Source organism: Amycolatopsis sp. H20-H5 (assembly GCF_035828755.1).
Lineage (GTDB): Bacteria > Actinomycetota > Actinomycetes > Mycobacteriales > Pseudonocardiaceae > Amycolatopsis.
The window spans coordinates 72,808-97,856 of the sequence record NZ_JAYMZS010000023.1 but is presented as its reverse complement, the minus strand read 5'-3'; the positions used below and the strand labels follow the sequence as shown (position 1 = coordinate 97,856).

Sequence of the window (25,049 nt, the reverse complement as noted above, 5' to 3'; positions counted from 1 at the left end):
CTACCCGACGGCGTCCGCGCTGGCCGGGCACCTGCTCGGTGAACTGTTCGGCCCCGACGCCGACACGACCGTCCCCCTGCGGTCGCTGCCGCCGCTGACCGACGACCCGATCGTGATCGTCGGGATGGGCTGCCGCTATCCCGGGGGCGTCGACTCGCCGGAGAGCCTGTGGCAGCTGGTCACCGGCGGAACCGACGCGATCTCGCCGTTCCCTGCCGACCGCGGCTGGGACCTCGAGAACCTCTACCACGCCGATCCCGACCACCTCGGCACCTCCTACACCCGCTCGGGCGGGTTCCTGCATGACGCGGCCGAATTCGACCCCGGCTTCTTCGGGATGAGCCCGCGTGAGGCGACGACCACCGACTCCCAGCAGCGGCTGCTGCTGGAAACCACCTGGGAGGCCCTCGAGCGCGCCGGAATCGACCCGAAGTCCCTGCGGGGCAGCCAGACCGGCGTGTTCGCCGGGGTGATGTACAACGACTACAGCTCCCTGCTCGGCGACGCTTCCTTCGAGGGTTACCAGGGCAGCGGCAGCGCGGGCAGCCTGGCTTCGGGCCGGGTTTCCTACACCTTCGGCTTCGAGGGGCCCGCGGTCACCGTCGACACGGCCTGCTCGTCCTCGCTCGTCGGGCTGCACCTCGCCGCGCAGGCCCTGCGCTCCGGAGAATGCTCGCTCGCGTTGGCCGGTGGTGTCACGGTGATGTCGACGCCGGGCACCTTCGTCGAGTTCTCCCGTCAGCGCGGGCTTTCCGCCGACGGCCGCTGCCGGTCGTTCTCCGACGACGCCGACGGCGTCGGCTGGGCCGAGGGCGTCGGCATGGTCGTGCTGGAGCGGCTTTCCGACGCGGAGCGCAACGGCCACGAGATCCTCGCGGTGCTGCGCGGCTCCGCGATCAACCAGGACGGTGCGTCGAACGGCCTCACCGCGCCGAACGGCCCGTCCCAGCAACGCGTGATCCGCCAGGCACTGGCGAGCGCCGGACTGTCCACTTCGGACGTCGACGCCGTCGAGGCTCACGGCACCGGCACCACGCTGGGCGACCCGATCGAGGCGCAGGCGCTGCTGGCGACCTACGGTCAGGATCGGGAGACCCCGCTGCTGCTGGGTTCGCTCAAGTCGAACATCGGCCACACCCAGGCCGCGGCGGGCATCGCGGGCGTGCTCAAGATGATCATGGCCCTGCGGCACGGCGTGCTGCCGAAGACCTTGCACGCGGATACGCCGTCGTCCAACGTCGACTGGGAGAGCGGTGCCGTGGTGCTGCTGGCCGAGCAGACCCCGTGGCCGCCGGTGGACCGCCCGCGCCGCGCGGGCATCTCGGCGTTCGGCATCAGCGGCACCAATGCGCACGCCATCCTCGAGCAGGCCCCGCCTGTCGTCGCCCCGGCACCTGGTCCCGTCGAACCGGCCGTGGTCCCGTGGATCCTGTCGGGCAGGACCCCGGACGCCCTGCGCGCCCAAGCGTCCCGGCTCCAGCGGTTCGGCGTCCCGGCCAGTCCGCTCGACGTGGGCTTCTCGCTCGCGACCGGCAGGGCCCTGTTCGACCACCGTGCCGTGGTCCTGGTCTCCCCGGAGCTGACGCAAGGCCTGTCGGCGCTGGCCGCGGGGGAGCAGGACGCGACCGTGACCGAGGGCGCGGTGCGCGCGGGTAAGACGGCGTTCTTGTTCTCTGGTCAGGGTTCGCAGCGGCTCGGGATGGGTCGTGAATTGCACGCCCGGTTCGCCGTGTTCGCCGCCGCGTTCGACGCCGTGGTCGGGCACCTTGGTGACGAGGTGCGGGATGTGGTGTGGGGCGAGGATTCCGAGACGCTGAATGAGACCAGGTGGGCGCAGCCCGCGTTGTTCGCGGTTGAGGTGGCGTTGTTCCGGTTGGTCGAGTCCTGGGGTGTGCGGCCTGATTTTGTGGGTGGGCATTCGATTGGTGAGCTCGTGGCTGCTCATGTGGCCGGTGTTTTTTCGCTGGAGGATGCGTGCACGCTGGTGTCGGCGCGGGCTCGGTTGATGGGTGTGTTGCCTACTGGTGGTGCGATGGTGGCGGTTCAGGCCACTGAGGCCGAGGTCGCGCCGTTACTGAGCGGCGGTGTGTCGATCGCGGCGATCAACGGCCCGGAGTCGGTGGTTGTCGCTGGTGACGAGGCCGAGGTTTTGGCGCTGGTGGCCGGGTTTGAGGGGCGCAAGTCGTCGCGTTTGCGAGTCAGTCACGCTTTCCACTCGCCGTTGATGGACCCGATGTTGGCTGAGTTCCGTGCTGTGGTGGAGGGTCTTTCGTTTGCGGCTGCGCGGATTCCGTTGGTGTCGAATGTGACTGGCGCTGTGGCGGCTGGTGAGCTGGGGGATCCGGAGTACTGGGTCCGGCATGTGCGTGAAGCTGTTCGGTTCGCCGACGGCGTGACGGCGTTGGCGGCCGAGGGTGTCCGGAAGTTCGTGGAGTTGGGTCCGGACGGCGTGCTTTCGGCGTTGGCTGTGCAGTCCGTGCCGGACGACGTTGTGGTTGTGCCGGTGCTGCGCAAGGATCGTCCGGAGGAGATCTCCGTGCTGTCCGCGTTGGCCCGGTTGCACGTCCACGGTGTCCGTGTCGACTGGAGCGCGTTGTTCCCCGGCGCTCGCCGGGTAGACCTGCCGACGTATGCCTTCCAGCGCCGGCGTTTCTGGCCGTCGGGAGCCGGTTGCCAGCCTGGCGACGTCCGCGCCGCCGGTCTCGGTGCCACGGACCACCCGCTGCTCGGCGCGGCCGTGCGGGTCGCCGACTCCGCCGCCGTAGTGTTCTCCGGCCTCCTGTCGCTGCGGACGCATCCATGGCTGGGCGACCACATCGTCCTCGGCTCGGCAATCGTTCCCGGCACCGCGTTGCTCGAACTCGCGATCCGCGCGGGCGATGAGGTCGGCTGCGACCTCGTCGAGGAACTCACGCTCGCGGCCCCGCTGGTCCTGCCCGAGCAGGGTGCCGTCCAGCTCCAGGTGACGGTCGCGGCGCCCGAGGAGTCGGCCAGGCGCGCGGTCAAGGTGTACTCCCGGCCCGAAGGCGCCGAAGACGGGCCGTGGGCCTGCCACGCCACCGGCATGCTCGCGATCGGCGAGTACACCGCACAGTTCGACGCGATCGACGGCGTCTGGCCACCCGCGGGAGCGGAGCTGGTCGAGATCGGCGACTTCTACGCGCAGCGTGCCGCCGACGGTTTCAAGTACGGCCCGATGTTCCAAGGCCTGCAAGCGGTGTGGCGCCGCGACGGCGACGTGTTCGCCGAGCTGACACTGCCCGAGGACGCCGACGCGGGCGCGTTCGGCCTGCACCCGGCCCTGCTCGACGCGACCCTGCACGCCGGAGCCTTCGACGGCCGGGCGGCGGACGACCCGTCCAGGCAGTCGGTGCCCTTCGCGTGGACGGACGTTTCGCTGCACGCCAGCGGCGCCTCGGCGATCCGGGTCAAGCTGGGCCGGGACGCCGCGGGCTCGATGTCGATCGCCGTGGCGGACAGCGTTGGCGCGCCCGTCGCGTCGGTTGGCGCTTTGAAGGTCCGTGCCCTCTCGCCCGAGCAGGTGAGCGGCAGCGCGGTGGACCGTGATTCGCTCTTCAGCCTCGACTGGGTTCCGGTGTCCGTGGCCGTCACCGCGGAGCTCGGCACCTCGATCGTGCTCGGCACCGACCCCTTCGGGCTGACCGACACCCTGCTCGCCGCCGGAGTCCCCGTGGACGTCCACGCCGACCTGGCTTCGGTCGGTTCCCCTGCCGGGCCTGTGCTGGTTTCGCTCGTGAGCGAGTCCGGCGACGTCCCCGACTCGGTGCACGCGACGACGTCCCGGGTTCTCGCGCTGCTGCGGGAATGGCTCGCCGAAGAGCGGTTCGCCGATTCCCGGCTGGTCCTCGTCAGCCGCGGTGCCGAGGTCGCGGTGGCCGCCGCACAGGGACTCGTGCGTTCGGCACAGACGGAGAACCCGGGCCGCTTCGGCCTGATCGACTTCGATGACGCCTCCGCCGGGGCACTGGCCCCGGCACTGTGCTCCGCCGAACCGCAGCTCGTGCTGCGCGACGGAGTGGCCAACGCGGGACGTCTGGTGCGGCTCACCGCCACCGGGACGCCCGTCGAGGGCTGGGATCCCGACGGCACTGTGGTGCTGACCGGCGGCACCGGTGGCCTGGGCGCCATCCTCGCCCGCCACCTCGTCGCCGAGCGCGGTGTGCGGCGTCTGCTCCTGCTCAGCCGTCGAGGCTCGGCGGCGGCAGGCGCGGCCGAGCTGGTGGCGGACCTGACCGAGCTCGGCGCCGACGTCAGCGTCGCGGCGTGTGACGTCACCGATCGCGCGGCACTGGCCACCACGCTGGCGGACGTCGCCGTGGTGGCCGTCGTCCACACCGCTGGCGTGCTCGACGACGGCGTGATCGGTTCGCTGACTCCTGAACGGCTGGGCACGGTCCTGCGGCCGAAGGTCGACGCCGTCTGGAACCTGCACGAGCTGACCCGCGATCGCCCGCTCTCGGCATTCGTCGTGTACTCCTCGATCGCCGGAATCTTCGGCAGCGCCGGACAGGGCAACTACGCCGCGGGCAACGCCTTCCTCGACGCACTGATGCGGCAGCGGCGGGCCGAAGGGCTCCCGGGTGTCTCGCTGGCCTGGGGCCCCTGGGCCCAGACCGGCGGCATGACCGGGGACCTGAGCGACGCGGACATGGACCGCATCTCGCGCTCCGGCGTCCCGCCGCTCACCCCCGAACAGGGCGTCGCCCTGTTCGACGCGGCACTGGACAGCGGCGAGCCCGTCGTCCTCCCGGTGCGGCTGGACCTGCCGGTCCTGCGGACCCAGGACGAGATCCCGGCACTGTTGCGCGGCCTGATCCGGGCACCGGGCCGCCGGTCCACGGGTTCGGCCACCGCGGCCGGGCTGGTCCGACGCCTGGCCGCGCTCGCCGAGGCCGAGCGGCGTACCGCCGTGCTGGACCTCGTGTGCACGCAGGTCGCGCTCGTGCTCGGCCACACCGGCTCCGGCGAGATCGAACCGGGACGCGCCTTCCGTGACCTCGGCTTCGACTCGCTGACCTCGGTCGAACTCCGCAACCGGCTCAACACCGGCACCGGGCTCCGGCTGCCCGCGACCCTGGTCTTCGACTACCCGACCCCGAGCGCGCTGGCCGAGTACCTGCTCGACGAGCTGTTCGGTGCCGACGCCGTCATCCCGGCCCCGACGCGGGCGCACGCCCCGGCGGACGACGACCCGATCGTCATCGTCGGCATGAGCTGCCGCTACCCGGGCGGGGTGGACTCGCCGGAAAGCCTGTGGCGGCTGGTCACCGAAGGCGTCGACGCGATCACCGGGTTCCCCGAAGACCGCGGCTGGGACGTGGGCGCGCTGTACAACGCCGATCCCGACCACCACGGCACCTCCTACACCCGCTCCGGTGGGTTCCTGCACGACGCGGGTCAGTTCGACCCCGCGTTCTTCGGGATGAGCCCCCGCGAAGCGATGACCACCGACACCCAGCAACGGCTGCTGCTGGAAGTGTCCTGGGAAGCGCTCGAACGCACCGGAATCGACCCGGTCTCCCTGCGCGGCAGCCAGACCGGTGTGTTCGCCGGGGTCATGTACAACGACTACAGCGCCACCCTCTCGGCCGACGAGTACGAGGGCTACCAGGGCCACGGCAGCGCCGGAAGCGTCGCCTCCGGCCGGGTTTCCTACACGCTCGGCCTGGAAGGGCCCGCGGTCACCGTCGACACGGCCTGCTCTTCGTCGCTGGTCGCGCTGCACTGGGCCGCACAGGCCCTGCGCAGCGGTGAGTGCTCGCTGGCGCTGGCGGGCGGTGTCACGGTGATGTCGACGCCGGGCACCTTCATCGAGTTCTCCCGGCAGAAGGGCATGTCACCCGACGGCCGCTGCAAGGCCTTCGCGAACGCCGCCGACGGCGTCGGCTGGGCCGAGGGCATCGGCATGCTGGTGCTCGAACGGCTCTCGGACGCGAAGCGCAACGGCCATGAGGTGCTCGCGGTGTTGCGCGGGTCCGCGGTGAATCAGGACGGCGCGTCGAACGGCCTGACCGCGCCGAACGGCCCCTCGCAGCAACGCGTGATCCGCCAGGCACTGGCGAGCGCCGGACTGTCCACTTCGGACGTCGACGTGGTCGAAGCGCACGGCACCGGCACGAGCCTCGGCGACCCGATCGAGGCGCAGGCCCTGCTGGCGACCTACGGACAGGACCGGGAATCCCCGCTGCTGCTCGGTTCGGTGAAGTCGAACATCGGCCACACCCAGGCCGCGGCCGGCGTCGCGGGCGTGCTCAAGATGATCATGGCCATGCGGCACGGGATCGTCCCGCGCACCCTGCACGTCGACGCCCCGTCGGACGAGGTCGACTGGGAGGCCGGTGAGGTCACTCTCGTCACCGAGCAGATGCCCTGGCCCGAAAGCGATCGCCCGCGCCGCGCCGGGGTCTCGTCGTTCGGGATCAGCGGCACGAACGTCCACACGATCATCGAACAGCCCGCCCCGGTCATGGGGAGTACGACCGCCGGCCCCGTCACGGCCGAGGTCGTGCCGTGGATCTTGTCGGCGAAGACACCGGCCGCACTGCGGTCTCAGGCCGCGCGTCTGCTCGACAGGGTCTCCGGCGTCGGTGGATCAGGCCGCCCGGTCGACGTCGGTTTCTCACTCACCAGGGGCAGGTCCCGGTTCGACCACCGCGCGGTGGTGCTCGCGGGCGACCACGACGAAACCGTGCGGAGCCTGACGGCGCTGGCGTCCGGCGAACCGGAAACGGGTCTGATCGAAGGATCGGTCAGCGGTGGCAGGACCGCGTTCCTCTTCTCTGGCCAAGGTTCACAGCGGCTCGGCATGGGCCGCGAGCTCTACGAGCGGTTCCCCGTGTTCGCGCAGGCCTTCGACACGGTCACCGCCGAGCTCGACCGCCACCTGGACCGGCCGCTGCGAGAGGTCATCTGGGGCGAGGACGCCGAAGCGCTCAACGACACCGGATGGACCCAACCGGCCCTGTTCGCCGTCGAAGTCGCGCTGTTCCGGCTGACCGAATCCTTCGGGATCATCGCGGACCGGTTCGCCGGCCACTCGATCGGCGAGCTCACCGCCGCGTACGCCGCGGGTGTGTTCACCCTGGAGGACGCTTGCACGGTGGTCGCCGCGCGGGCCACGCTGATGCGGGACCTCCCGGCCACGGGCGCGATGATCTCCTTGCAGGCCAGCGAAGCCGAAGTCGCGTCCCTTGTGGATGGTCGTGAGAAGGAAGCCGGGATCGCCGCGATCAACGGCCCGATGTCCGTCGTGGTCTCCGGCGAGGTGGACGCCGTCGAAGAGATCGCGCACCACCTCGCCGGTGAAGGCCGCCGGACCAAGCGCCTGCCGGTCAGCCACGCGTTCCATTCGCCGCTGATGGAGCCGATGCTGGCGGACTTCCGGTCGGTACTGGAGAGGGTGTCGTTCGCCGAACCGGCTGTCCCGGTGGTGTCGAACCTGACCGGACAGCTCGCGGAGCCCGGTGAGCTGTGCACCCCGGAGTACTGGGTCCGGCACGTGCGTGACGCCGTGCGGTTCGCCGACGGTATCGAAACGCTGGCCGCGAACGGGGTCACCGTCTTCGTGGAGCTCGGCCCGGACGGGGTGCTGAGCGCGATGGCCCGCGAGACGCTGTCGGGCACTGAGGCCGTGCTTCCCTTGCTGCGCAAGGACAAGCCCGAGCCGAGGTCGCTGGCTTCGGCACTGGCCGGGCTGCACGTCCACGGCGCCGACGTCGACTTCGCCGCGTTCTTCCCCGGCGGGCAGCGCGTCGACCTGCCGACCTACGCCTTCCAGCACGAGCGGTTCTGGCCGGCACCCGACTTTTCGACCGGCGACGTGACCTCGGCGGGTCTAGGCGTCGCCGGGCACCCGCTGCTCGGTGCGGCCGTCGAACTGGCCGGTTCGGCAGGCATGTTGTTCACCAGCAGGCTTTCGCTGCGGACCCACCCGTGGTTCGCCGATCATGTGGTGCAGGGCCGGGCGATGGTGCCCGGGACCGCGCTCGTCGAGCTCGCGCTGCTGGCGGGCGACGAGGTCGGCTGTGCCAGGGTCGACGAACTGACCCTGGCCGCGCCGCTCCTGCTGCCGGACGACGGCGCCGTCCAGCTGCAGCTGTGGGTCGGCGACGCCGACGAGTCGGGCCAGCGAGCCGTGACGATCCATTCGCGGATCGAGGGCTCCGGCGAGCGGCCGTGGACCCAGAACGCGAGCGGGCTGCTCGCCGTCGACGGGCACCCGGCGGAGTTCGACGCCACGGTGTGGCCACCTGCCGGCGCGGATGTCCTGCCGCTGGGGAACTGTTACGAGGAGTTCGCCGAGGCCGGGTTCGCCTATGGGCCCGCGTTCCAGGGATTGCGTGCGGCTTGGCAGCGCGGCGACGAGATCTTCGCCGACGTCGTGCTGCCGGAGGCCGCGGGCCCGGACGCGGCGAAGTTCGGTGTCCACCCGGCCCTGCTCGACGCCACTTTGCACGCGTCGATGCTCGCCACGGGCGAAGGTGAAGGCGGGGGACTGCCGTTCTACTGGGAAGGCGTGACACTGCACGCCTCCGGTGCCTCGGCGGTCCGCGTGAAGCTGACGCGGACCTCGGGCGAGTCGATGTCCATCGCGGTCGCCGACACCGCCGGGCGGCCGGTCGTCTCGGTGGATTCGCTGCTCGTCCGCGCGGTCGCCGCGGGGCAGCTGCGGGACGCCGCGGCCGAGGGAGATTCGCTGTTCCGGTTGGACTGGGTCGCGGTCCCCGCGGAATCGGCCCTCACCGGTTCGATCGCCGTACTGGGCAAGCACTCCGCTGTCGTCGAAGCAGCGGACGTGCTGGTCGCCGCTGACCTGAAGGCGCTGGTCGAGGTGCCGGATGTCGTCCTGGTTCCGGTGCGCGGGGACTCGGCCGACGTGCCTGCTTCGGCGCACGGACTGTCGGCGTGGGCGCTGGGCCTGGCGCAGGAATGGCTCGCGGACGCACGCTTCGCGGCTTCCCGCCTCGTCTTCGTGACCCGTGGCGTTCTCGACGGTGACGACGTCGCCGCGGCGGCGGTGTGGGGGCTGGTGCGTTCGGCGCAGGCGGAGAACCCGGATCGGTTCGGCCTGCTGGACGCCGACCGGGACGCGGTGGCCGGACCGGTGCTGCTGGCCGCACTCGGTACCGGCGAACCGCAGGTGGCGGTGCGTGACGAGGCGGTACTCGCGGGACGGCTGGTTCGGGTCTCCGGCGGCGAGGCAACGGACTGGGATTCCGAAGGCACGGTGCTCGTCACCGGCGGCACCGGCGGGCTCGGCGCACTGCTGGCCCGGCATCTCGTGGCCGAGCGGGACGTCCGGCACCTGCTCTTGGTGAGCCGCGGCGGCCTCGCCGCCGAAAACGCCGAGCTGCTCGTCACGGAGCTCGGGGAGCAGGGCGCGGACGTCACCGTCGCCGCCTGCGACGTGACCGATCGGGCCGCGCTGGCCGACCTGCTGGCCACCGTGCCTGCCGCGCACCCGCTGACGGCGATCGTGCACACCGCGGGCGTGCTGGACGACGGCGTCATCGAAGCGCTCACCCCGGACCGGGTTTCCGCCGTGCTGCGGCCGAAGGTCGACGCCGCCTGGTACCTGCACGAGCTCACTCGCGAACTGCCACTGGCGGCGTTCGTGCTGTTCTCGTCCATCGCCGGGACGTTCGGTGGCGCGGGCCAGGCGAACTACGCGGCTGGTAACGCGTTCCTCGACGCGCTGGCAGGACTGCGGCAGGCCCAGGGACTCGCGGGCGTGTCGATGGCGTGGGGCCCGTGGGCTCAGGGCGCCGGGATGACCGGCACGCTGAGCGATGCCGACCTCGACCGGCTGGAGCGATCGGGCATCCCCGCGCTGTCGCCGGAAGAGGGCGTGGCGCTGTTCGACGCGGCGTTGGGCAGCGGCCACCCGGCCGTGGTCCCGGCGCGACTCGATCTCGCCGCAGTGCGGGCACAGGGCGAGATCCCGGCGTTGCTGCGCGGCCTGATCCGGACGCCGCGGCGGGCGGCAGCAGGCCAGGTCACCGCCGACACGCTGATGAACCGCTTGGCCGGCCTGGACGACGACGGCCGGTACGAGGTGCTCCTGGACCTCGTCCGCGGCCAGGTCGCGTTCGTGCTCGGACACACCGGCGGCAGCGTGATCGAGCCGGATCGTGAGTTCCAGAACCTGGGCTTCGACTCGTTGACCGCGGTCGAGTTCCGGAACCGGCTGAACACCGCGACCGGGCTCCGCCTCCCGGCCACCCTGTTGTTCGACTATCCGACCCCGGCCGGGCTCATCGAACACCTCCGCGGCGAACTGGTCACGGCCGGACCCGGTCCGGCGTCGATCCTCGACGAACTCGACAAGCTGGAGGGCAGCTTCGCGACGGCCACCGTCGACGAGCAGCTGTTCAAGCAGATCGAAGGCCGCCTCGAGGTGCTCCGCACCAAGTGGGCGGCCCGCCGGACCGACTCAGCAGGCGGCAAGGACACCGAGTTCGACTTCGACTCGGCTTCCGACGACGACGTCTTCCGCCTCCTGGACGGCCAACTCGGCCTTTCCTGATCCCCGGACAAACTGAACCGCGCCTGCCCGGAACCTGATTCCGGGCAGGCGCGAGTTGTTTGCCCAGGAAATTGCCGGAGATCTTCTTCGCCGGACCTCGCGGCAGGTCAACCGAGGTTGGCCAGCGGCTGGCCGATGGCGGAAGCGGGCGTACCTGAGAAGGCGTCCGGAAACTGATGTCATGGCGTCCAGTTTTGGTGCCTAGGGCCGCGTGACTGACGGGGACTTTCACACGGTCTGTTCTGGTGAAGGGGACTTTTGCGAGGTTGAGTCGAGGGAGAGTCCCCTTCGGTCGTTACCCCAGGTTTGCCGTGTGCCCTGATGGGAGCCTTCACGGCGTTTAACGCTGTCATGGTGGCCTTCAGGGGCACACATGAAACGGTCATAGCGGTATGAAACGGACGAATGGGTGGATTTTCTGTCCTTTGTGGAGGATAGGGGGCTTCGAAGGACAGGCGCTCGAGGCTTCGAGCGGCGGCTGCTGCGACAGTTCTCAGACGCAAGCTGAGAGACGGGTCGTCGTCACGGCTGGACGGTTGCGGTGATCGCCTGGGTGACTGCCGCGATCGTCGGCGTGGTGGTGCCGGGGAGCCGGGCCACGAAAACCCGGCGGATCTCGGGTGGTGCGCCCTGGACCCGCAGGGAGATCACGCCGGGCGGGACAACCGGCGACAAGCCTTCCGGAATCGTGGTGACGCCAAAACCACCGGCGACCAAGTGCAGTTTCGTCAGCCAGTCGCGTGCACTGTGGACGATGCGCGCTCGCCCCGGCAGGCCCGGCCAGACACCGAGCAATGGTTCCGCGCTGGATGAGGGGGTGGCGATCCAGGGCGCGTCGACCAGTTCGTCGACGTGGACGGACGTGCGGCCCGCGAACGTGCCGGTGGCCGGTGCCGCCACAAGAAGTTCGGTGTCGTGAACGGTCGTGATGTGCAGACGTGGTGACTCGCCGTCCGGTGGCCGGTGCGGTGGACGGGAGGTGAGCACGGCGACGTCGATCGAACCGGTGCGCAACGCCCGAGCCAAGCTGGGCGTGGTGCCCTCGCGGGTGGTGACCCGGACCGGTGGCGCTGTCCTGGCGAGTCGGGCGAGCGCGGCGGGCAGGGTCACCGGTCCGGCGCTGAGGACCAACCCGATCCGCACCAGCTCCGTACGAGGCGCCTCACCGATCAGGTCGCGTTCGGCCGCGTCGACCGACTGCAAAATCGTCCGGGCATGGCGCAGCAGTGTCAGTCCGCGCTGGGTGAGCCGCACCCCGTCGGTCCGCCGCTCGAACAGGGTGGCACCGGCGCTGCGTTCGAGGGCGACCGCCTGGCGCGAGACCGCGGACTGGGTGTAGCCCAGCTGCGCGGCGGCCGCGGTGAAGCTGCCCGACTCGGCGATCTGACAAAGCACCCGAAGGCTCATGCTCGACACGTCCATGCTGACTACGCATACCACAGATGCGAGATCATCGCTTCCCGCATGCCCCTGCTCGGCCTAGCGTGGTGAAGGACGAGACAGAAGGGCTTTCCCATGCGTGCAGCGACACTAACCGCGTTCGGCTCCCCGCTCACGGTGCACGACGTACCCGACCCGCAAGCCGGCAGCGGTGAGGTACTGGTCGAGGTCCTGGCGACCTGTGTGCCCCCGTACGCGGCCGAGGTGTTCAGCGGTGAACGGCACTATCCGCTGGAACCGCCGGTCGTGCCGGGTGTCGGCGGTATCGGCCGAGTGGTCCACGTGGGACCGGACGCGACCAAACTGCGGGTGGGGGACCTGGTGTGGTGCGACTCGACGGTCCGCGCCCGCGACGACGCCCTGACACCGGACATCACGCTGCAGGGCTGGAGCTCCCGCGGCGAGGGCGGCGCGCGACTGGCCCGGTACTTGCATGACGGACCGTTCGCCGAACTCATGCGGGTTCCCACCGAGAACGTGTACCCCCTGCCCGCCGGGGCAGCGGCCGATCCCGCACGCTGGTCCGCACTGGGTGTGCACACCATTCCCTACGGTGGACTGCTGGCCGGCCAACTCGCGGCCGGAGAGACGGCGCTGATCAGCGGGGCGACCGGCAACCTCGGCAGCAGCGCGGTAGCCGTCGCGCTCGCCATGGGTGCCGGGCACGTGGTGGCCCCGGGACGCGACCGGGCCGCCCTCGACCTGCTCGCCGACCGGTTCGGCCCACGGGTGAGCCCGGTCGAACTCAGCGGAGACGAAGACACCGACCGCGTGGCAATGGCCGCGGCCACCGACGGCCCGATCGACATCGTGCTCGACCTCCTCCCGCCCCAGGCACCCAGCTCGGTGGCACGTGCGGCAGCCATGACCGTGCGCGAGTACGGGCGGGTCGTGCTGATGGGCGGCGTCGGCATGCTCGGCGGCGCGGATCTCGCCCTGCCCTACCCCTGGATCATGCGTAACTCGGTGACCGTACGCGGCCAATGGATGTACCCACGCCCGGCGAACATCGGCATGATCCGGCTCATCGCGACGGGTGCCCTGGACCTCGCCCCCGAACACGTCACCCGATTCGACCTCGACCAGGCCAACGACGCCGTCACCTACGCGGCCGCACACGGCGGGCCCTTCGACCGCACCATCCTCACGCCAAGGGCCTAAGAACGCGTCTGAGAACCGTCGCAGCAGCCGCCGCTCGAAGCCTCGATCACCTGTCCTTCGAAGCCGCCCACCCTCCACAAAGGACTGAAAATCTGCCCATTCGTCCGTTTCATACCGCTATGACCGTTTCATGTGTGCCCCTGAAGGCCACCATGACAGCGTTAAACGCCGTGAAGGCTCCCATCAGGGCACACGGCAAGCCTGGGGTGGCGACTGAAGGGGACTTTCCCTCGACTCAACCTTGCAAAGTCCCCTTCACTAGAACAGACCGTGTGAAAGTCCCCGTCAGTCACGCGGTCCCAGGCGCCAAACTGGACGACATGACATCAGTTTCCGGACGCCCTCTAAAACCCGGCGCCGCAGGTCTGGGACAGCCGACCCGCGCGGTACATACGGGTTGGTCTGGATGATCCGGCCAGCACACGCACATGCCGCGACAAGCGCGCCTCGGCGGATCGGGAACCCATGTCATCGCCGCGCTGAGACGATCGGCATGCCAAGCTCGGCCGGTGCTCCTGGCGCAGCCGACGTCCGCGGCGCGTGGACAGTCTGCTGACATGCCGGTCAGCACCTTTCGGTCACGCTTCCCGGCGGTCCGGTCAGGATGGGTCGGAGCCGCGGAGCGCGGCCCACCAAAAGCCGAACGCGCCGATCAGCACCGTGACCGAGAGCCAACCGGCGATGCCGGTTCCGTCGACCAGCGCCCAAAACACCCCGACGACCGGGGCGATCGCGAGTACCGGTAGGTCGGCCCTGAGCTGCCGCGCCAAGGAGACCGGGCGGCCGGCCGCGACGAGCCGGTTCTCGTCCGGTTCCGCGGGATTGTCGAGTCGCCGGCCTCGTGGCTCGGTCGGCCGCACCGCACCGGCCGGGTGGATCCGCTCGTCGCCGACGCGCACCATCACCCAGCGGTCGCGGGCCGGGTCGCCGTGCACCACGACGTCCGCGGGGGACGCGAGACCGATCAGCGCCGGGGAGAAATACACCGGGATCCACCGGGGTGTCGCGGTTTCGGTCTCCAGCCACGAGCGGGCCAGCACTCCGCGCTGGATCTTCACCCGGCGGACCGGCAGCCGCACGAGACCGGCGGCGGCGCGCGCGGGCAGCACGAACCGCGATACCAGCACGGCGACGTCCGTGATCAGGACCAGCAGCGCCGCGATCACCGTCACTGTTGCATAGGTGGACGCGCGGTCCGCGGCCACCAGCGGGGTCGCCCCGCGGATGGCGGCGTGCTCGGGCCGGGCCGCGTCGTAGAAGACGGGTAGCTCACTGTCCACTTTGGGCACTACACCGTCGATGACGACGCTCGCGGTCGCCTCGCCTCCGCCAGGCAGACCGAACCGTACGGTGCTGGTGTCCCCGTCGTTGTGCTGCACTGTTGCCGTCGAACGCGCGGTCATGCCCCGCAGCTGGGCGCTCGCGTCGGAGAACGCGAGAAGCTGCAGCACGAAAAGCACCGCACACGCCACCAGCACCAGCGCACTGGTCAGCAAGATGTGGCGCACCGGTCGAAGCCGCAGGATCTCAGTCACCGGCCGAACCTATTCCCGTGGACGGGGCGGCAGAGGCCAGCGGCGTGGTCCGGAGCTGGTTCCCGGGCCCACGCCGCTGTGCACCGCCGCGCGGCTTACTTGACGAAGCCGATCTTGGCGAAATCGTACGGCGTGTTCGCGAAACCGGGCGAACCGTAGTTGGCCACGGTCTTGCGTACCGCGAAAGCACCGGTCGACTGGAAGATCGGCAACTGGTGCCCTGCCGCCCAGATCTCCTTGTCGACCTCGTTCAGGTCGGCGGCACGCTGGGTGTCGTCGAGCTCCTGCGCCGCTTTGTCGTAGAGCTGGTTGATCTTGTCGTTCCCGATGTGGCCGTAGTTCTGGCCGATGTTCTTCGGGTCCTGGTAGTAGATGCCTTGGCCGCCCGCGATCGGGAACGCCGTGCTGATCCAGCGGAACAGCGTGAGGTCGAAGTTGCCCACGTTGACGTACTGCTTGAAGAACTCCGCGTTGGCTACCGCCTGGACGTCCAGGTTCACCCCGACGGCCTTCAGCTGGGACTGCAAGATCTGGCCGGTCTGCTGGCTGATCGGGGTGCCGGTCGGGATGACCAGCCGGATCTTCAGCTCCTTGCCCGCCTTGGCCCGGAACTCGCCCGACTGCGCCCAGCCAAGCCCGTCAAGCGCCTTCTTCGCCGCCTCGACGTCGAACTTGTACGGGCCGGAGTTGTCCTGGTACTGCTTGGCGCCCTTGAGGTAGATGTGGTTGCCCAGCGGCGCGGTGTCCTTCTGCATCTGCCCGAGGATCGACTTCGCGATGCCGACCGTGTCGATGCCCTTCATCACGGCCAGGCGCAGCGCCGGGTCGTTCAGGATCGAGGACGACGCGCCGTTGAAGGTCAGGTGCGTGTAGTCCGGATAAGTGGACTGGCGCACCACCGTGTTCGGGTCCCCCTGCGCCCGCTTGAAGGCGTTGATGTCGTTGTTCAGGTTGTAGAAGTCGATCTGGCCGTTCGCGAACGCGTCAGCCAGCGCGGGACGCTCGACCTTCTTGAACGTGACGGTGTCCAGCTTGGCCTTGTCACCCCACCAGTTCGGGTCACGCTCGAAGACGACGGTCTTTCCGGTCAGGTCGATCTTGCGCACCTTGAACGGGCCGGCGGTGATCAGCGGTTCAGTGGCCCACGCCTTGTTGAAGGTGTTCGCGTCGGCGTCGAGTTCCTTCGGGTACAGCGGCGAGAACAGCGACTTCCACTCCGCGAACTTCTTACCGAAGGTGATCTTGACGCCCAGGTCGTCAGCGCCTTTTTCGACCTTGGCGATGTCCTGGTAGCCGGTGGTCTGCGAGACCTGGTATGCAGGATCCTTACCGTTGAGGACCTTGGCCTGCGCCGCGAAGTCCTCCCAGGAGAAAGCCCGCCCGTTGCTCCACTTGGCCTTCGGGTTCAGCTTGTACTCGATGACCTGCGGGTCCGAGCTGACGAGCTCCGCGGAGGTCACCAGGTTGGGGTTGGCGGTGACCGTCGCGTCCGCGTTCTGCGGGAAGATGTACGGCAAGATCGCGCCGAACATGCTCTGGCCGTCCAGCACCGTTCCGTCGACCTGGTTGACGTTCCAGTTGTCCGGCAGCTGGTCGACCGGCCACTTGAAATCGCCGCCGTCCTTGACCTGGTCCACCGGCGTCGAGTTGATGTCGGAGTTCTTCACCGCCTGGTTGCCCGCGTCCTGGAGATTCGTACTCGCTCCGCCGCCACTGCAGGCCGACAGCAGCAATCCCAGTGCGGCGATGGGCGTGACAAGAGCCGCCATCCTCCGTCGCTTCATACTTGAAACCTTCTTTCTCTGATGCGCCAACGGATATGTGGCTACACGACTTCACGGGTACGGGCGTAGTGGCAGGCGACGTCGTGGTCGTCCCCGCGGGACTCGCGCGGGGGTTCGACGTCGATGCACCGTTGCCGATGGTCCTCGGACAGTTGTTCGAAGACGAAGCAGCGGGTACGGAACCGGCAGCCCGAAGGAGGGTTCGCCGGGCTCGGCAGGTCGCCGGTGAGGATGATGCGCTCACGTTCGCGCTCCTTCACCGGGTCCGGGATCGGGATGGCCGACAGCAGGGACTGGGTGTAGGGATGTTGCGGTGCCTCGAAAACCGTGTGCACGTCGCCGATTTCGACGATCTTGCCGAGGTACATCACCGCTACGCGGTCCGCGATGTGCCGGATCACGGACAGGTCGTGCGCGACGAAGAGGTAGGACAGGCCGAGTTTCGCCTTCAGTTCGTCGAGCAAATTGATGACGCCCGCCTGGATGGAGACGTCCAAAGCGGACACCGGCTCGTCGAGCACGATCAGCTTCGGTTCCAGTGCGAGGGCCCTGGCGATGCCGATGCGCTGACGCTGGCCGCCGGAGAACTCCGCCGGGTATCGGTCTGCGTGCTCGGATCGCATCCCGACCAGCTGAAGCAATTCGGGGATCCGCCGGTCGATCGCGGCCTTGTCGTACCCGTGCACCTGCATCGGCTCGGCGATGACGTCCCCGATCGGCAGCCGCGGGTCCAGCGCGGCCATCGGGTCCTGGAACACCACCTGCAGGTCGCGGCGGATCGCTTTGCGCGCCTTGGCGTCCAGTGTGGAGACTTCCTTGCCGAATACCTCCAGCGAACCGCCGGCCGGTACGGCCAGGTTGAGGATCTCCATCAGTGTGGTGGACTTGCCGCAGCCGGATTCGCCCACCAGGCCGAGGGTTTCACCTTCGACGATGTCGAAGCTGATGCCGTCCACCGCGCGCACGCTACCGGCCTTGCGCTTGAACACCGCACCCTTGGTGACCGGGTAGTGCTTGGTCAGGTCCGTCAGCTCGAGTACTGTCGTGCGCTCCTTCCTGGGGATCAGTGCGGCCGCGGGTTCGCCGATCAGCTCGGCGCCGTAGATGTCCGCGGCGTCGACCTGATCGCCGGTGAGCTCGTCCGTGCGGATGCACGCGGCGCGGTGCCCGGTACCCGCGGCCGACGCGCCGGGGGCGACGGTGATCAGCTCCGGCTCGGTCGTGTGGCACTCGTCGATCTCCAGCGGGCACCGCGGTGCGAACGGGCAGCCGTCGGGCAGGCCCACGAGGGAAGGCGGCTGGCCTTCGATGGGGACCAGCGGCTGCTTCTCGTGGGCGTCGACCCGGGGGATGGACCCGAGCAGCCCCAGGGTGTACGGCATCCGGGGCCGGGCATAGATGCTCTCCACCGGCCCCGACTCCACCGCGCGGCCCGCGTACATCACCATCAGCCTGTCGGCGAAGCCCGCGACCACGCCGAGGTCGTGCGTGATGATCACGATGCCCGCGCCGGTGACCTCCTGCGCGGTCTTGAGCACTTCGAGCACCTGCGCCTGCACGGTGACGTCGAGTGCGGTGGTCGGCTCGTCGGCGATGATGAGGTCCGGGTCGTTCGCGATCGCGATGGCGATCACCGCACGCTGGCGCATACCGCCGGAGAATTCGTGCGGGAACGCCTTCGCTCGCGACGCCGCGTTCGGGATGCCGACCAGATCGAGCAGTTTCACCGCGCGGTTGTTGGCCTGCTCCTTACTGATCACCCCCTTGCCGTGCACCATCAGCGCTTCGGCGATCTGGGCGCCGACGGTGTAGACGGGCGTGAGCGCGGACAGCGGGTCCTGGAAGACCATCGAGATCTTCTTGCCCCGGATCTTCGACAGCTCGCCGTCCGACTGGCCGATGATCTCGTTGCCCTGGAACCGGATCGAGCCGGAGATCCGCGCCTGCGGTGGCAGAAGCCCCATCACGGCGAGTGAGGACACGGACTTGCCCGATCCCGACTCACCGACGATGCCGAGGACTTCGCCCGCAGCGACCTGATAGGACAGTCCGCGCACGGCGTTGACCCGGCCGGATTCGGACGGGAACGACACTTCGAGACCGGATACCTCGAGCACGGTCCCGGTCGGCTTCTCGGTCTCCGCGCTCAGCGCGGGTGCGGTGCTCATGAACCTGCCCCAGTGGTGACGGTCTCGGATGACGTGGCTACGGCGATCCGCTTGCGCTCCTTGCGCCGCGATCGGCTCGACGACGGGTCGAGAGCGTCGCGCAGGCCGTCACCGGCGAAGTTCACCGCGAGCACGGTGGCCACCAGGAAGCCCGCCGGGATGTAGAACAGCCAGGGGAAGGTGCGGACGGCCTCGGAACCGGAGGCGATCAGGGTGCCGAGCGAGACATCCGGCGATTGGATGCCGAAACCGAAGAAGGACAGCGAGGTCTCGGTGATGATCGCGACGCCGACGTTGATGGTCGCGTCGATGATGAGCAGTGAGGCCATGTTCGGCACGATGTGCTTGGCGATGATCCGCCGGGCAGGCTGCCCCATGAACTTGGCCGCTTTCACGAACTCGCGTTCGCGCAGGGTCAGCGTCATCCCGCGCACGATACGAGCGGTGATCATCCACTGGAACAACGCGATCAGCCCGACCAGGATGAGCCAGGTCTTGCCGCGGAACGCGGGGGAGAGGATCGAGATGATCAGGAATGGCGGCAGGATCAGCAGCAGGTCGACGACCCACATCGAGATCCGGTCCACCCAGCCGCCGAAGTACCCCGCGGCGGCGCCGACGATCGAGGCGACCCCGGTGGAGAACAGCGCGGCCAGCAGACCGATGGTCAGGGACTTCTGCAGTCCGCGCAGCGTCTGCGCGAACACGTCCCCGCCGATCTGGTTGGTACCGAACCAATGCGCACCGTCCGGCGGCAGCAGGTTCGCGGTGGGGTCGAGCTGGTCGTAGGCCCATGGTGAATACCAGGTGTAGGTGAAGGCCAGCAGATAGAACAGCACGATCACGCCGAGGGCCACGAGCGCGAGCTTGTTGCGCAGGAACCGGCGCAGCACAAGCTTGCCGCGTCCGGCCGCCGCGCCGGTGGAGAGCTCGGCCGGAACGCCCTTCCCGGCGGCGACCGCCTGGGCGATCTCGGCTTCGTTCACGGGGGCCGCCATCAGATCCTCACCCTCGGGTCGAGCACTGCGTAGAGCACGTCGGACAGCCAGCCCGCGAACAGCACGCAGACGGCGATGAACAGGGTCACGGTGGCCACGATGTTCGTGTCCTGCTGCTGGATCCCGGTGACCAGCCAGTCACCCATGCCGTACCAGCCGAAGATCTTCTCGGTGAAGATGCCGCCGGTGATCAGCAGGCCGAACCCGAACGCGAACAACGTCGCCATCGGGATCAGCGCCGTGCGCAGTCCGTGCTTGAACAGCGCCTTGCGGCGGGTCAGGCCCTTGGCCTGCGCGGTACGCAGGAAGTCCGAACCGAGCACGTCGAGCATCGCCGACCGCTGGTAGCGGCTGTAGTAGGCCACCTGGGTCAGCACGATGGCCAGTGTCGGCACGATGATGTGCTGGAGCCGGTCGAGCAGCATCGCACCGAAACCGCCTTCGATCCCGCTGGTCTCACCCTGAACGATGAAGAACTGGTACCCGCCGAGCAGGTTGTCGTTCACCGACTGGGCGCCCGCCTTGAGGATCGCGGCGATCACGAACACCGGCGTCGACAGCACCACGAAGGAAAACGTCGTGGCCAGGTAGTCACTGATCTTGTACTGCCTGATCGCGCTGATCACGCCGACGAGCACGCCGATGATGATGCCGACCGTGATGCCGAGGACGAAAAGCCGCAGGCTGACCCCCATCCGGCGGAACAGTTCGTCGGTGATCGGCTGATCGGTGATCGTGCGCCCGAAGTTACCGTGCAGTACGCCGGTCAGCCAGGTGACGAACCGCTCGGGGATCGGCTGGTTGAGGTACAGCTCCGCGGCCTTCGCGTCGATCGTGGCCTGCGGCGGTGCGGGGTTGCGCAGCTTCAGCGAGTCGAGCGGGCTGAACGACAGCGAGGCCAGCGAAAACGCCGCGAAAGTGGCAGCGAGGCAAAGCGCCACATAGTTGACAAAACGGCGCAGCAGGAACCCGGTCACGATGACCTCAATTCAACTGCGGATGAGTCCTGCCGACGGTACGCCGTGCCCGGTCGATCACAGGTTGTACGTGTTCTTGGCCAAGTCACTACCGATGGTGCCTTTCCTGAGCGTGCCCGTGTGGCGCGAATCTAACTCCATAGCGTGAAATTCACAGCACAAGCAGAGGAAGTGAATCGAAACGTTATAGTTTCCCTTCGATCGTCGAGTGGTATACCCCCGCCGACCACTGGGGATAAATTCTGCGTCAAGCCGCCGACGCATCACCAACTTTCGTCGGTAGCGCGCCGGAGCCTATGTATGTGTAGCGGCCGATCCCGATTTTCGGTTTCGATTCAGAGAGGTGAATCGAACTCGTTCCCGTCGACGGCGTAAGGTGTTGTGGTGGAATTCCAGCCCGTCCAACGTGCCGCGGACGCGTTCCAGCAAACGGTGAGCCCGGACCAGATTCAGGCGATCTGCCGGAGGGCGTTCGGCAAGCGGACGCAGATCGTCTCGGCTGTCGAACTGGGCGCAGGGACTTACAACAACACCTATCGCGTCGACCTCGGCGAAGACCGCCCGGTCATCCTGCGTGTAGCGCCGGAACCCGCACGGCAGAACCGCATCGAGCGGGAGCTGATGCGCAACGAGCACGCGAGCTTGCCCTACTTCGCGCCCATCGGGGCGATGCTCCCGCGCACGCTCGCCATCGACTTCACACACGAGGTCATCGGCCGGGACTACCTGATCCAGACGATGCTCGACGGCGTGCCGGGGCCGGAAGGCCTCACCGCGTACCCCCGGCAGCGCTGGGCCTCGTTCTACCGGCAGCTGGGGACGATCGCACGCGACGTCCACAGCGTCACCGGGCCGCATTTCGGGCCGGTGAGGGGCCCCGGGTTCGCCACCTGGAGCGAGGCGATGCTCGCTTCGCTGGACGACACCGCGGCCGACCTCGACGACGCCAGGCTCGACGCCACCGACGTGCGCGAAGTCGCCAAGGCGGCCGCGCAGGACCGAGCGGTCCTCGACGAGATCACCCGGCCACGATTGCTGCACGGCGATCTGTGGACCGTCAACGTCATGCTCGCCAGGGACGCGCCGGAGCCCACCATCACCGGGGTGTTCGACTGCGACCGGACCTCCTGGGGCGACCCGGCGGCCGACTGGACGATCTACCTTGCCTCGCGACGCCCGGATCGAACCGCGTTCTGGGAGACCTACGGCGCCCCGTCGCGCACCCCGGGCGCGACGCGGCGCGCGCTGTATTATCTGGCCCGGCACCTCGGCGCCATCCGGCTGGAAAGGCACCGGCTGGGCAGACCGGACCGCGATCCGGGGACCTACGCCGAGCTGAGTGCCGTGCTCACGCAGCTACTCGCTTGACCCACCGTACTCTCTACTGTGGACATTCCCCCACGGAACCCGAGTAGCACTCGCCCCGCTCGACACTGGCGGATCCGGCACAATTGTAGATCAAGGAGCGCGACAACCATGAACTGTTCCGAAGTCGAGAACAGTCGGAAAGACAGCGCGCACCGGTAACATTTCACGCAGTCTCTAATCGGATAAGGTCGGCGACCTAGCTGGGCCAAGTAGGGCGATAAGTGGCCGAACAACCATGGTTACTGTTTCCTCCAATTCAGTGGGTGGGCAACTGAGGTCGGTGAAGTGGCGCCCGAATGATCGGTCGCTCCGACTTTGCTGAGGTCTGATGCGAATCTTCGGTCTCGGGGATGACACCGGATCCACGGCGAATCGTGCTGGACGATGAAGGTCTGGACCGGCCACTGGAGCCGGTACGAGGGCACGGCTTGGTCACAAGGTGAAGGGCATGGCCCGGCTCTATGACCACGTGACGCCGGAGACGCGCCGACAAGTCCTGGTGGCGTTGGAGTGGTTCCCCCCTCCACCTGCGGCAGACGGCAGCGCCGCGGCGGATCGAGACCTCCCGAGAGGCCGTCGCCTTTTCGTCACCATTGAAGCAGTAAGCCCCGCCCTCCGAGGAGGGACAGGGCTTCTGACCTGTGTAAACTGCTGGTGCGCGATACTGGGATTGAACCAGTGACCCCGTCCGTGTCAGGGAAAAATCGTGTCGCGCCTGACCAGGCGTTTTAAGTACTAAAGCAGGTTGGCAATTCCTAGTTCCTTCTCGATGGGGCGGTTTCCGCTGGGTTGTGGCACGGTGCCGTCACCAGAAAATCGCTTGTTGATCTTGCTCTCGGTTCCGAGGAGTTTTTTCCATGTCTTCTACTTATCCATCTTCGATAACTGAACGAGATTGACCTGCAACGAAATTCACCACCTCTTCGTCACCGTCATGCCCCTGGTCGAAATTGACGGGGGATTGAAAATATGCCCCGGCGTCGAAGTTGACAAGAAGGTGAGTATATGTCCCTGTGTCGCCAAATGGCACCCATGCAACCTGATTGACAGGGTCGTGAAGATTGGTTATCTTCCAATTATCAGGCTCTTATCGATCGAATTGAAGGTGTTCGTGACCGCCTCTCCAACGTTGCCGAAGTCCAGGCAACAGTTGATCCTTGCTGTCCTCATGCTCTCCCAGCTGGTGATCTGGGTGGACAACACCATCCTCAGTGTCACCTTGGAAACTCTTACGGACCCGGTCAACGGACTGGGTGCCAGCCCGGCTGAGCTTCAATGGGCCACCGGCGCATACACTCTGGTCTTTGCCACATTGATGTTCACCGCAGGCGCACTGGGCGATAGCTTCGGCCATCGGACGGTGCTCGCAACCGGAGTGGTGATCTTCGGCGGGGCCTCGATATGGGCGGCGTACGCAGGTGACCCAAGTCAACTGATTGCCGCCCGAGCCGTGATGGGAATAGGCGCCGCGCTGATCATGCCTGCCAATTTTGCCATCCTTTTGTGGACCTTCACCGGCCCCGCGCGGGTAACCGCGATCTCCATTTCCTCGACAGCCGCCGGTGTCGGAATGGCTGCGGGCCCGGTGTTGGCGGGGATCCTTCTCGGTCATTTTTGGTGGGGTTCAGTCTTTTTCGTCAACGTCCCTATTGTGGTGCTGGCATTGGCCGGAATCGCCATGGTGGTCCCTAATTTCCGCAGCCTCACCGTGCGGCCGCTGGACCCGGCTGGGATGTTGCTGTCGAGCAGCGGGCTCGCGGCGTTGGCGTACGGGCTGATCCGTGCGGGGCAGGTGGTCAACTGGGGCCATCCGGATGTCTGGGCGCCGATCGCCGTCGGACTGGCCTTGTTGGCAGCTTTTGTACTCGTCGAACTGCGAATCAAGGCGCCCAGTTTCGATCCCCGGCTGCTCGCGCAACGGGTATTCGGTGGTGGTAACGCGGCCATGGCATTGCTCTTCTTTTGTGTGGCCGCAATCACTTTTTATAACGCGTTCTATCTGCAAGGCGCACTTGGCTTCTCGCCAATGAAGGCAGGCTTGGCCAACATCCCGACCGCAGTCGGCGCGATCGTGGGTGCGCCCCTGAGCGCGCGTCTGGTTCGCCGATGGTCACTACGCTCTGTCGCCGTGCCGGCGCTAGTCGTGGTGGCGCTATCCATGGGCGCGTTCGGGTTGCTCGGACTGCAAACCCCACTCATCTGGATCGAGATCTTGTTGTTCGTCCAGGGCTTCTCGGTCGGCATGATGATGCCAGTGACGGGAGCACTGATCAGCGTCCTGCCGATGGAACGGGCTGGTGCCGGGTCGGCCGTCACCCACACTGCGCGACAGACCGGCAGCGTGATCGGGGTCGCAGTAGGCGGCACGATCATGTCGATCGTATATCGGCGCGCGTTCGAACCCTCGCTGAGCGATGTACCCGAGGCCGCACAGGAACGAGTGCGGAACTCCGCAGAACAGGCCCGCCATGTCGCCTCCGAGATCGGCCGGCCAACTCTTGCGCAGGCTGCCGATCACGCGTTTATCCACGCTATGCACGTCGGCGCGGTCGGGATCATGCTCGCCGCACTTCTCGGAGCAGCTGTGCTGGTGTTTGCCTTGCGATCCGCCGGAAAACCCATGGTGCCGACACAGGAGCCGGACCACGGTCGAGTTGGCATCCGGTCCGAGACCGGGGCCGCCCCCCATTCTTGGAGCGGATAACCAATCCGATTATGACGGCGCTGACGTGGGCAGCAACTGACACAATGGGAATCGGGCAAAAATCTGGCGGAATCTGTGGCTGGATCCTTCGGGAGTGCGCGACGCCGTGCGGGACGTTCGCGGAGAGCTGGTTGGACGCGGTGGCTCCGCGGTTGGAGTCGAACACGGTGGCCAAGTACCGGTCGTTTTTGGACAACCATCTGCTGCCGCAGTGGTCGGGGTGGCCGATGATCGGCAGCTACCTCGAGATTGAGAAGTGGCTCTCGGAGCTGCATGACGACTACGCCGAGGCCTCCGTGTCCTCGATCTTCGCCGCGTTCTCGACGACGATGACCGCGGGGTCCGTGCGCGGCTGATCCCGGCGAACC

General features: G+C 67.9%; 11 protein-coding genes. 5 read left to right on the top strand and 6 right to left on the bottom strand.

Annotation, left to right across the window (positions count from 1 at the left end):
* On the top strand, nucleotides 1-10,546 hold a 10,546-nt coding region (locus tag QMK34_RS16040; RefSeq protein WP_442785159.1), incomplete at its 5' end, for an SDR family NAD(P)-dependent oxidoreductase.
* A gap of 522 nt (nucleotides 10,547-11,068) precedes the next feature.
* Here QMK34_RS16040 and QMK34_RS16035 read toward each other — a convergent pair.
* Nucleotides 11,069-11,968 (bottom strand): LysR family transcriptional regulator, encoded by a 900-nt coding sequence (locus tag QMK34_RS16035; protein WP_326414781.1) that lies wholly within the window; start codon nucleotides 11,966-11,968, stop codon nucleotides 11,069-11,071.
* A 93-nt stretch (nucleotides 11,969-12,061) separates the two neighbouring features.
* Here QMK34_RS16035 and QMK34_RS16030 point away from each other — a divergent pair, with 93 nt between their 5' ends.
* Nucleotides 12,062-13,147: an alcohol dehydrogenase catalytic domain-containing protein gene (locus QMK34_RS16030; RefSeq protein ID WP_326414780.1), complete on the top strand. Its 1,086-nt coding sequence runs from the start codon at nucleotides 12,062-12,064 to the stop codon at nucleotides 13,145-13,147.
* Nucleotides 13,148-13,746: 599 nt separating this feature from the next.
* Here the strand turns inward: QMK34_RS16030 and QMK34_RS16025 are convergent.
* The 5 genes from QMK34_RS16025 to QMK34_RS16005 form a co-directional block, all read right to left on the bottom strand.
* Nucleotides 13,747-14,682, bottom strand: coding sequence for a hypothetical protein (locus QMK34_RS16025; protein WP_326414779.1), 936 nt, complete (start codon nucleotides 14,680-14,682; stop codon nucleotides 13,747-13,749).
* Between the two features lie 95 nt (nucleotides 14,683-14,777).
* Complete coding sequence (locus tag QMK34_RS16020; RefSeq protein WP_326414778.1) at nucleotides 14,778-16,466, bottom strand: ABC transporter family substrate-binding protein; 1,689 nt, start codon at nucleotides 16,464-16,466, stop codon at nucleotides 14,778-14,780.
* Nucleotides 16,467-16,507: 41 nt separating this feature from the next.
* On the bottom strand, nucleotides 16,508-18,634 hold the full coding sequence (locus tag QMK34_RS16015) for an ABC transporter ATP-binding protein (protein ID WP_326414777.1): 2,127 nt from the start codon (nucleotides 18,632-18,634) through the stop codon (nucleotides 16,508-16,510).
* Nucleotides 18,631-19,632 carry an ABC transporter permease gene (locus tag QMK34_RS16010; protein ID WP_326414776.1) on the bottom strand — a complete coding sequence of 334 codons (1,002 nt, stop codon included), beginning with the start codon at nucleotides 19,630-19,632 and terminating at the stop codon, nucleotides 18,631-18,633. The genes QMK34_RS16015 and QMK34_RS16010 overlap by 4 nt, the downstream gene beginning before the upstream one ends.
* The gene (locus QMK34_RS16005; protein WP_326414775.1) at nucleotides 19,632-20,609 is read right to left on the bottom strand and encodes an ABC transporter permease; all 978 of its coding nucleotides are present in this window, start codon (nucleotides 20,607-20,609) and stop codon (nucleotides 19,632-19,634) included. Before QMK34_RS16005 ends, QMK34_RS16010 begins: the two co-directional genes overlap by 1 nt.
* 384 nt (nucleotides 20,610-20,993) lie before the next feature.
* On the opposite strand from QMK34_RS16005, the gene QMK34_RS16000 reads away from it, so the two are divergent.
* The 3 genes from QMK34_RS16000 (at nucleotide 20,994) to QMK34_RS15990 (ending at nucleotide 25,037) form a co-directional block, all read left to right on the top strand.
* Complete coding sequence (locus tag QMK34_RS16000) at nucleotides 20,994-21,977, top strand: phosphotransferase family protein (protein ID WP_326414774.1); 984 nt, start codon at nucleotides 20,994-20,996, stop codon at nucleotides 21,975-21,977.
* A gap of 895 nt (nucleotides 21,978-22,872) precedes the next feature.
* Complete coding sequence (locus tag QMK34_RS15995) at nucleotides 22,873-24,681, top strand: MFS transporter (protein ID WP_326414773.1); 1,809 nt, start codon at nucleotides 22,873-22,875, stop codon at nucleotides 24,679-24,681.
* Nucleotides 24,682-24,812: 131 nt separating this feature from the next.
* A complete protein-coding gene (locus tag QMK34_RS15990) occupies nucleotides 24,813-25,037 on the top strand; it encodes a hypothetical protein (RefSeq protein WP_326414771.1) in 225 nt (74 codons plus the stop codon).
* Nucleotides 25,038-25,049 lie beyond the last annotated feature (12 nt).

Coding starts and splice junctions, on each gene's coding strand:
- QMK34_RS16035 (WP_326414781.1), bottom strand. CDS start 11,968: ATGGACGTGTCGAGCATGAGCCTTCGGGTGCTTTGTCAGATCGCCGAG.
- QMK34_RS16030 (WP_326414780.1), top strand. CDS start 12,062: ATGCGTGCAGCGACACTAACCGCGTTCGGCTCCCCGCTCACGGTGCAC.
- QMK34_RS16020 (WP_326414778.1), bottom strand. CDS start 16,466: ATGAAGCGACGGAGGATGGCGGCTCTTGTCACGCCCATCGCCGCACTG.
- QMK34_RS16015 (WP_326414777.1), bottom strand. CDS start 18,634: ATGAGCACCGCACCCGCGCTGAGCGCGGAGACCGAGAAGCCGACCGGG.
- QMK34_RS16010 (WP_326414776.1), bottom strand. CDS start 19,632: ATGGCGGCCCCCGTGAACGAAGCCGAGATCGCCCAGGCGGTCGCCGCC.